We start from the raw sequence: 291 nt of genomic DNA, 5'->3' as shown, positions 1-291 counted from the left end.
CGGCAGGTTGATGTCGCGGGCAATGCGTCAGCGGCGACGTCGTTCAGTTTCACGCTTGATACGTCGGCTGCGGCGCCGGGTGTGGCGCTGGCGGTCGATTCGGGCAGCAGCGCTGTTGATCACGTCACTAATGTCGGTACGTTGAACCTGACCGGCATCGAAACCGGCGCCACCGTGCAGTACAGCGTCGATAACGGTGCGCACTGGAGTGCCGGCTTCGGGGCGGTCGAGGGTGTGAACAATGTGCAGGTCCGGCAGGTTGACGTCGCCGGCAACACGTCGGCGGCGACG

At 64.9% G+C, this 291-nt stretch carries 1 protein-coding gene; it reads left to right on the top strand.

Annotated features, from left to right (window positions below; genetic code table 11):
- Nucleotides 1–291 (top strand): hypothetical protein (locus DID99_RS37580; RefSeq protein ID WP_185733898.1); only part of this gene is annotated, 291 nt, incomplete at both ends.

Source organism: Burkholderia sp. Bp8986 (assembly GCF_003854225.1).
In the GTDB taxonomy this organism is placed as follows: domain Bacteria; phylum Pseudomonadota; class Gammaproteobacteria; order Burkholderiales; family Burkholderiaceae; genus Burkholderia.
Note: the sequence above shows the minus strand (reverse complement) of the source record. Positions and strands in the feature narration are given on the sequence as shown.